The following is an 8,486-nucleotide window of genomic DNA, read 5'->3' as shown; positions in this document are numbered from 1 at the left end:
AGATATCAAGCACTTAGCCTCGCAACTCGCAGGGCTTGCTGCGCTTGGAGCCTCCTCATGCGGCGCTGCAACGGTGCTGCGCCACGGAGCAAACTAAAGATACCAAAGAGTACCTACGGGCCTGCATCCCGGTCGAAAACAACGCAAGACGCCGTTCAAGTACGACAAGCGCAGATACAAGCGGCGAAATCGCATCGAGATTTTGTTTGGCAAGCTCAGGGATTGGAGGCGCGTGGCGGCACGCCATGAGCGTTGTCCCAAGGTCTTCATTTCAGCAACCGTCATCTGCTGGTTATGAATCCTGACCCTAGCTGCATTGAGCTGTCTGGCGCTTTTTTTCCGGCCAGAATTCATCCACCACAACATATGCGATGATCACAAAGATAGCGGCGCTGGCAACTTGCATAACCCGAGTGATGCTCTTGACGTCAGCCTCGTCTGAAAACGGCGCAACCGACCCGCCATATACGATCAGAGCCGTTGTAATAGCTGAACCGGCTGCCGCGGCGAGCGGAGCTTGAGATTTTCCAAGCGCTCCGAGTGACAGACAGAAGAAGAAACACAGCAGAATGGGTGTCAGAATAACCGGAGCTATGACGTTTATTTCATAGCATACGATAGACACCGCAGCCCCAAGGAGGTTTGCCGTCAGCATAGATTTTGCAACTGTCTTGCCGGCCGCAGGCATCGCCGCAAGTTGCTGGCTCAGCAACGCGACAAAGAACAGAACCAGCAAAGCAGACGCGCCGGAAACAAAAAACGCCATAGCAAATGGAATGGTGACAAGCGACATCCTGACTATTCGACGATGTGGGTCGAAGTCCGGCGACGATACAGCTTTCTTTTGAGCTGCCGTTTGAGGTTCAGCAGGTATCAGTACGAACATCAGCGTCGATACCATGCCTGCAAACAGCAGGTTCAACGGAATCCAATACACTAGCACCAAGGCCAGATCCTGGGATTGCAGAACCAGGTTCGGGATCATCAACGCCCCCATGAGAGCTATGACACCCGGTAAAACTCCGGCGCCGGAAACCGACCACATGAAAGACAGGATTATTCCAATTGCCACGAGAATGAGAAACACGAGTGGATAAGGCGAGAAGATCGACGACAATAGGAATGAAATGAACATCAATCCAATAGAGAAGACAAAAAGCTTGGCAAATGCTGCTAAAGGCAATGCGGCAGGTGCTTGCAGAAAAAGGGCCGTGAACACCGCGCCAACAACAGCGAGTGGCCAGCCAAGAAACAGGCCCAAGGAAAACACGCCAGTTACACCCAGTGCAAGCCGGGTGACAGAGCGTTGGTCCTCAGTACGCATAGGACAGAATTGAAACCAAGCGAATGTAGGTACGACCAACGAGGTTCAGCAAAGTGTTGTCACTTAGGTACATAATCACATCGGCCTGTCCGTTGAGCTGAAAGCGAAGGTCATCTTCTGTGCTTCCAGCTTCGTAACCGGGCAAAACAATCCGGACCGGGAACCTTTCAGGCTCTCGCAAAAACCCTTTGGTGCTTGGCGGGCTCGCCAATTGCCCGGGCTCATCACCGCCACTTAAAGAAACGGCCGCACTAAAGCTCTCGATGACGCCCGAAACGATTTTACCGGGATGCATGTCCAACACGACATCAACCGGGGACCCTATGGAGGCTCTTCCAAGGTTGTTCTCGGTAAAATACGCCTCGATCCAGACGTCAGTTGCGTCAAGAAACGTCAATAGATCCTGACCGGATCGCGCATACGTCCCTGGCGCTATCAGCAGATTGGATATGACGCCCGTCGCCGGAGCGCGTAGTTCGGTCCATTCAAGGTTCAGTTCCGCATCCGCCAATGCAGCCAACGCGCGCTGGATTTTCGGGTTTTCAATCCCGTCGTCACCAAGCCTCTGTTTTGCTTTTTCCAGATCCGCTTTTGCGTTCTCAAAGTTTGCCTCAGACTCTGCAAGTTGACCTCGTGCATCATCGGCCTTTGAGACGGCAATCAACCCTTTCTTTTCAAGCGCAAAAACGCGTTCCGTTTGAATGCGCATTGTATCCAGATCACTCTGCGCCCTTGCCAGCTTGGCTTGTGCAGCTCTTACCTCTGCCGAGGATGCACCCACTTCCTGCGTGGCAGCTTCGAGGTCAGCTTCCGCCTTGTCGCGCTGAATTTCATAGGGTCGGGGGTCGATCCGGACAAGGACATCTCCGGCCGAGACTATCTGGCCATTTTCGACCAGTACGTCAGTAACAGTGCCTGTCACCTGCGGGACGATCTGGGTCGCCACGGCTTTTACTCTGGCGTTCCCGGTAAATGGCGTTTTCCGATCAGCGACCAGATACCAGACAAGAAAAATCAGAATGACAGCCAGGGTTGTCCAGATCGTCTTCCTCATTTCGCCGCACCTTCAGAAGCGCCCTCGGCTTCGGGCGAGGTATCAATCCAAACCTTGAACAGTTCATAGAACACAGCAAAGAGTACCGGCCCCATAAAGACGCCGATCAAACCGTACGCCATCATACCTCCGAGAACACCGATGAGGATGACCAACATGGGAGTCTCAAGGCCTTTTGAGATGAACACGGGTCTTAGGAAGCTGTCCATTATTGTGACGGGCACGGCCAATATGGTGAATATCAAAGCAGTTCCGCCGGACATGGAACTCCATGCGTAGATAATAACCGGTATAAGAACCAATCCGGGCCCGATTTGGATGATCGAGAGTATCAGGCAGATAAATGCCAGCGTGGCGGCCGAAGAAATTCCGAACAAAGCCAGCAGTATCCAAACGAAGACCGCCTGAATGGCTGCTACGCCGATCACGCCTTTTGTCACGTTCCGAATTGTTGCACCTGCCAGTGTTACGAATTCACCGCCGCGCGGTGCGAAAACACGGTTTGCAAAGCGTTGGAGACCTTGGACCAAATTTGGCCCGGGGCTGAACAACGCCCCCATAATCAATACGGACAGGGCCAAGCCAAGAAGCCCGATTCCGATGCCCAACACCTTTCCGAAGAGCGATTTTGTGATCTCAAGGATTTGCGCGCCGTATTTTGCAAGCGCGCCGTCCAGATTCCGCTCGAACATACCCCAAACATCGGAAATTTTGTCTCCAACCAATGGCAGTTCCTTAAGGCCCTCGGGCGCAGGCGGGACTTTCAACTCACCCTTGTCTGCTTGTTCCGCGAATTCAGACCCAAGTTCTGCAGCACCGGATATCGCCGTAGCAACCGGCCCCAAGGTCAAAACAAGACCCACCAAAACCAAGATCGCCGCCGCAAGCTTCTTCCGCCCTCCCAACTTGGATTGCAGCCAATCAAATGCCGGGTACAGCGCAACGCAAAGGATCGTTGCCCAGATAACCACGCTTGCAAGCGGGGCGACCATGATCAAGGCGCTGTAGAGGAACAGTCCGAGAAAGAGCAATCGTATTGCCAGATCGACAATCTTCGCGTCCTGAGTCTTTTCCATTCCATCCCTCCATGTGTTTTTCGAATGTTACACTCAAAAAACATAATATGTATATTTTTTTGAATTTTGGTGATCATCTATCAGCTTGAAGACACAAATGAATCCGGGCCACGGCTTGAGGGTCCCAGTCAAACCAATGCCTGGGCATGAACTCGATTTGGCCAAACTGGGATAATCTACTTGTCCGCTTTTTTGTCGTCCTGGGACAAGATTGTATCCGCCACTGTGGTCGCCGCGGTTACGAAGACACCGAGGCCCACGACGATGTAAATCATTGTGAAGATCTTCCCTGCCGCGGTTTCAGGTGAGAAGTCACCAAACCCCACGGTCGAAATTGTCACGACAGAAAAGTAGATTGAGTCGAGCCAACTCCAACCTTCGACAAAGTGGTAAAAGACCGAGGCCCATAAAATCATTCCAACCGTGAATGCAAGAATGCCTTTCACTCTGCCGTCCTTGAGGGCGACGCCTATCCCTCGTGTTATTCTGGTTAGTGAGTTCATCATGTCCTCATTGTTTGATGAATTCACATATAACAGTTATTGGATGAATGTGGGGAATCCAGGGAAACCGGCTGCCTGTCGGTTGAAGGATGCGTCGACCCGCCAAAGGGTCCTGACCCCTTGACTTCCGTTTGGCAGAGTAACTCACGTTCGATAACGAGCGATAAACACGTCTGATCTCTTGGGGGCGGCCGACGCCTAGATGGCGCGTCTTGAACCCGTTGCCCAAGTTTCCCGGCAAGCCGCGCGTTCACTGCCCGTTATATCCATGCGGTCATCCCGCCGCGTGAGAACACCAAACTCTGAAACAACCAGCGCAGAGGCAATAGCCCGGAACGAAGCAGTCAACGCATCGCGATATCTGGGCCGTGCCTGTGGCGGCGAAGGAGCGGATATCACCGCTGGATCCATGTCGAGAGCAAGACGAACTGCGTGAAACTTCGTGTTCAGTCACTCATGGCTCGCACCTGCGACTGACAGGTCGTGGAAATCCGGGCAGGCGTTGGGGTCCTGAACCACTAAACCGCTTTTGGCACACCCGTCAGAGAGCCCGTAGGATTAGTCCGTCCGGGGGGTAAGTCCGTCCGGGCAAAGGGGAAGTCTGCCCGACAACGGATTTGTGCAACAAAGCCCATCCGACCCCTTGGGAAACGCGATTCTATGAATATTGCTGAATGTTGGGGCTTGAAATGCGTTAATCAAATCTGACCCAAAACCGGTGGAAGACGCAGCTATTCTGCGCTTTTTCAATGACTTCGAGCGAGTCGTTAAAAAAAGCCAAACAATGTAGAAACGGCCTTGTATTTCCGTCGCTTGCACGGATATACCCGTCGACGGAGACGTGGCCGAGTGGTCGAAGGCGCTCCCCTGCTAAGGGAGTAGGCCCGGAAGGGTCTCGAGGGTTCGAATCCCTTCGTCTCCGCCATCAACCCATTTCAGTGAGTTGGCATGGCGTGTTTAACATGCTGTAAATATATAAATAATCGGTATTTACCATCTCATAGTATCATCTTGAGTTTTACTAAGTTGCTCTTAGTGTATTTCATTGAGTGGTATATATTGTGGTATTTCATGGCTGCGCTCAGCGGGAAGCAGACAAAGAAGCTGGTAGAGAATCTTGGCCCGGGTCGGCATGGCGACGGTTCTGGCCTGTACCTTGTTGTCGATCCCTCGGGTGCGCGACGCTGGGTCGTCCGCGTAACAGTCAAGGGACAGAAGAACCGCAAGGGCGCGCCGCTGCGCACAGATTTTGGATTGGGCGGCGCTGACGTCGTCACACTGATTCAGGCCCGCGAGAGGGCACTGGAATACAGGCGTATGGCGAAAGCAGGGTTGAACCCTCGATTCAACGCTCAACGTGAATTCCCGACCTTCGAAGAACTCAGCCGTCAGGTCCACATCGACCGCCTGCCTATATGGAAGAATGCAAAGCACGGTCAGCAATGGCTCAACACCTTGCGCGACTATGCGTTCCCCAAGATTGGACGCATGCCTGTGGACAGCATTGATCAGCCTGAAGTGCTGATGTGCCTGTCCCCCATCTGGACTGAGAAACACGAAACCGCAAAGCGACCGTCGCAGCGGATCAAGACGGTACTCCACGTGGCAAAGTCGAAGGGCTTCCGCTCGGGCGAGAACCCTGTGACTGCGATCCGCGAAAGTAAGGTGCTGCCCACCGTCAAAACCAAAGTCCCGCACCACGTACGCGATGCCGTGGCAAGAGGTGCCCGCGTTCTATGCCAAGTTACAGGCCCGCTCAGCCATGGCTGCCAAGGCGCTACAGTTCACCATCCTGACCGCCTGCCGAACCTTAGGGGTGTTGGAGATGAAGTGGCCTGAGGTTGATGTCGATACGCGTCTGTGGACCATACCTGCGGATCGCATGAAAGGCGGGCAGGTCCATCGTGCCCCCTCACCGACGAAATGCAGGCCATACTGGAGCCGCTGCGTGCGCTGGCGTCTGACTATGTGTTCGAGGGTCAAAAGCGGCATTACCCCTTGTCGAACATGTCCATGCTGATGCTGCTGCGCCGGATGCGGCAGGATGGAGTCTCCGTGCATCACCGGTACCAAGGCAAAGCAGTCATTCGACAGAACTGTTTCGATGGCCGCTTCGAGCCCGGAGCGGATCTTCGTTTCGCTGTTGGAAACGAAGGAGCAACGAAGGAACACGTACCTAGCGACACAACCCGGCATCGAAAACGGCCATCATTGCGCTTCTCAGGCGAGCCACATCTTCGTCCACTGAAGCGGAGTGATCGCATTTTAATGACGGCAATACCTCGACCCGGATCGTTCCGCTCTTGGCATTTGCTGGCTGCCCTCTGGGCGCACGACCCGACAAGCACTCTGCACCCTGCCTCTATTCGGCAATGGCGAGGGCACATCAACAGAAAGTCTGACGTTGGCGATTGGCATCATTACCAGGTGTGAACCCATACCCGACCGACATTGTAAATCGAGCTACTGTTGCGGCGAGTACCAAATCGGCGAAGTGTAGGCGCGTTCCTGTGCTGTCATTGGGACGTTATCTGGCATTTGTATTCCAAATTTGACGGCATCATACGCCGTCCATCGAGGGGTTGGAATTTCTATGACCCGGGCATAATAGAATGCGCTTTCCGAAGGATCGAAATCCGGGTCTTCCCACACGGTTCCCAGCTCAGAGGCTCCAATTGTGTTGGTCCACGAGGGAATTGAAAGGTCCACTGTGGTGCCTACGGATGACAACCGACCAGCGGCATCTGGTTCGCGGGTACCAGACCAGGCCACGTCATAGACCTTTTCCCGTTGATCTCCATCTGCATCCAACCAGCCCTTTATGATCTGGATTCGATCCAGGTTTGCTCCCATCGGATCACGAAGCGCATATACCAGAAAGGAAGGTGCGCCTTCCCCGGGGGCAAGATCACCACCCATCGGCACACCTTTGGTGTATCCCACAAGCGCCAAGTCGCGCCGCAAGGCATCTTCTTCGGTAAAAGAATATCCACCGAACATACGGACGCGCATTCGTGGTCCTGTAGTTGCGTAGGTTTCACGCCGATGCATCGCATCCCAAATGGCTTCTCGGGAATTCTCCTGCGCCCATACTGCGGTCAGACCGCCAGTAATGTATTGCGATGAAAGCAGCGCAACAGTCCCGTCAGCATAGGTCTTGCTGACATGTTGGCTGCGCTCTTCGCTGGGCTCATACCCGGTGAATTTCCCGAAGAAATTGTCGTTGTCTGGAGTCGTCAAACCTGTGTGTGTGTCACTGGCCCCACCCAAGCCAAACTTGAAAGGATTCACCCCCAAAGTCTTTTGTAGGGACAGGCCTCGAAGCAACCCGGATCGAGCGTATTCACCGGGCAACATTTCTGGCTCTTTCGGAACCGAAGCATCCAGATTGCCGTAATCCCACGTTTCGAAGTCGGCAAATTCATCGTCAGGTGACAGGAACGGGTGGGCCTCACCATCTCCCTTAATCTGGGTTGGTTCGTACAGTCTTTCCCATTTGTTTCGCGCTTCTGAGTATGCGGGATCTAGCGGCACCCCATCCGCGAAGTCATCGACTAAAGGGAACATCCAGCCGTTAGACAAGTTCCCATTATGTGGAATAGCAAGCACACGCCCGCCTGTCGTTTGCTCATAGTTCTCCAACCACTTCCAAAGATCACGAGGGTTAGGTGAGCCCACCGGTGGCGTTGTTGTGTAAGGCAGTACCTGTCTTGTGAGCTCAGGGCCGTCGCGAAAGATCACATTTCGGTGCAAATTGTTCCCTGCAACAAGAGATGTCCATTCATAGGCGATAAAGGTGCTGAACACGCCGGGATCATTGTACTCTTCCGCGGCATCGATAATATCGCCCCAAACACGGGCATACGCGGGGTTGCCCGGTTGATAGTTCAGCGCAGGGGAAACCTGTCCTTGAGCAAACGCCGCTGTCAGCTCGAGCGCAGCCGCCAGAGCGGCTTCTCCACCTTTGTTGAATTCTTCATGGAAATATCTGCCTTGCTCATCTGCTAAGATGTTGGGAGCACCTCCGATGATGTCGGTGATAGCACCCATCGCATCCGAATGATCTGTAATCATGAAGAAATCGAGAGGCATCGACAATTTTACAGGTTGCCCCGTGTTCGACACAACTTCTTCGCCACGCGCAAACCGATAGGCATCACGCGGCATGAGGCGCGTACCGCCTCCACCAGCATCGCCGGAAAGCCCAGTATGAACGTGAGTGTCACCAAAATAGACTTGTGTTGGATATGCGCGTTCGGCGTAAGGTGAATAAGGTCGACCGGAAGGACCGGAAAGGCCCGACGGATTTATTGCATCCTGAGCTAAGACTGGGCTCCCCAGAATGAGAGCTGCTGGCAAAACATAGCGAAACAATTTTTCCTCCCTAATTTAAGGCACCATAGCACAACTCTGCTCCGGAATTTTTTCCGACTTAGTTCGAAGGTTTGCTAAGTCCGCAAAGTAGACGTTCAAGCAAGTTGCAGCGAACGACCGCATTGAGCCCAAATGTATGTACCGGCTGCTGTTCG

General features: G+C 53.5%; 6 protein-coding genes, 1 tRNA gene and 1 pseudogene. 3 read left to right on the top strand and 5 right to left on the bottom strand.

From position 1 onward, the window contains the following. Window positions 1–127 precede the first annotated feature (127 nt). Window positions 128–298 (top strand): annotated as a pseudogene (locus AC2FEB_RS23120) (IS5/IS1182 family transposase); the annotation flags it as partial. A 9-nt stretch (window positions 299–307) separates the two neighbouring features. On the opposite strand, the gene AC2FEB_RS23115 reads toward AC2FEB_RS23120, so the two are convergent. The 4 genes from AC2FEB_RS23115 to AC2FEB_RS23100 form a co-directional block, all read right to left on the bottom strand. Further along, a complete protein-coding gene (locus tag AC2FEB_RS23115; RefSeq protein ID WP_496677618.1) occupies window positions 308–1,324 on the bottom strand; it encodes a DUF2955 domain-containing protein in 1,017 nt (338 codons plus the stop codon). Beyond that, the gene (locus tag AC2FEB_RS23110) at window positions 1,314–2,378 is read right to left on the bottom strand and encodes an HlyD family secretion protein (RefSeq protein ID WP_496677619.1); all 1,065 of its coding nucleotides are present in this window, start codon (window positions 2,376–2,378) and stop codon (window positions 1,314–1,316) included. The genes AC2FEB_RS23115 and AC2FEB_RS23110 overlap by 11 nt, the downstream gene beginning before the upstream one ends. Then, window positions 2,375–3,454, bottom strand: coding sequence for an AI-2E family transporter (locus tag AC2FEB_RS23105; protein WP_117870656.1), 1,080 nt, complete (start codon window positions 3,452–3,454; stop codon window positions 2,375–2,377). The genes AC2FEB_RS23110 and AC2FEB_RS23105 overlap by 4 nt, the downstream gene beginning before the upstream one ends. A 176-nt stretch (window positions 3,455–3,630) precedes the next feature. Continuing rightward, window positions 3,631–3,900 carry a potassium channel family protein gene (locus AC2FEB_RS23100; RefSeq protein ID WP_234416729.1) on the bottom strand — a complete coding sequence of 90 codons (270 nt, stop codon included), beginning with the start codon at window positions 3,898–3,900 and terminating at the stop codon, window positions 3,631–3,633. An 892-nt stretch (window positions 3,901–4,792) separates the two neighbouring features. Here AC2FEB_RS23100 and AC2FEB_RS23095 point away from each other — a divergent pair. Both AC2FEB_RS23095 and AC2FEB_RS23090 read left to right on the top strand, forming a co-directional pair. Then, a tRNA-Ser gene (locus tag AC2FEB_RS23095) sits at window positions 4,793–4,882 on the top strand. 146 nt (window positions 4,883–5,028) lie between these two features. Next, entirely contained in the window at window positions 5,029–5,796 is a 768-nt protein-coding gene (locus tag AC2FEB_RS23090) for a tyrosine-type recombinase/integrase (protein ID WP_496884413.1), read from the top strand. 624 nt (window positions 5,797–6,420) lie between these two features. On the opposite strand, the gene AC2FEB_RS23085 is transcribed toward AC2FEB_RS23090, so the two are convergent. Then, window positions 6,421–8,316: a DUF3604 domain-containing protein gene (locus AC2FEB_RS23085; protein WP_496677701.1), complete on the bottom strand. Its 1,896-nt coding sequence runs from the start codon at window positions 8,314–8,316 to the stop codon at window positions 6,421–6,423. Window positions 8,317–8,486 lie beyond the last annotated feature (170 nt).

This window comes from Ruegeria sp. YTSC106 (assembly GCF_059609765.1).
Note: the sequence above shows the minus strand (reverse complement) of the source record. Positions and strands in the feature narration are given on the sequence as shown.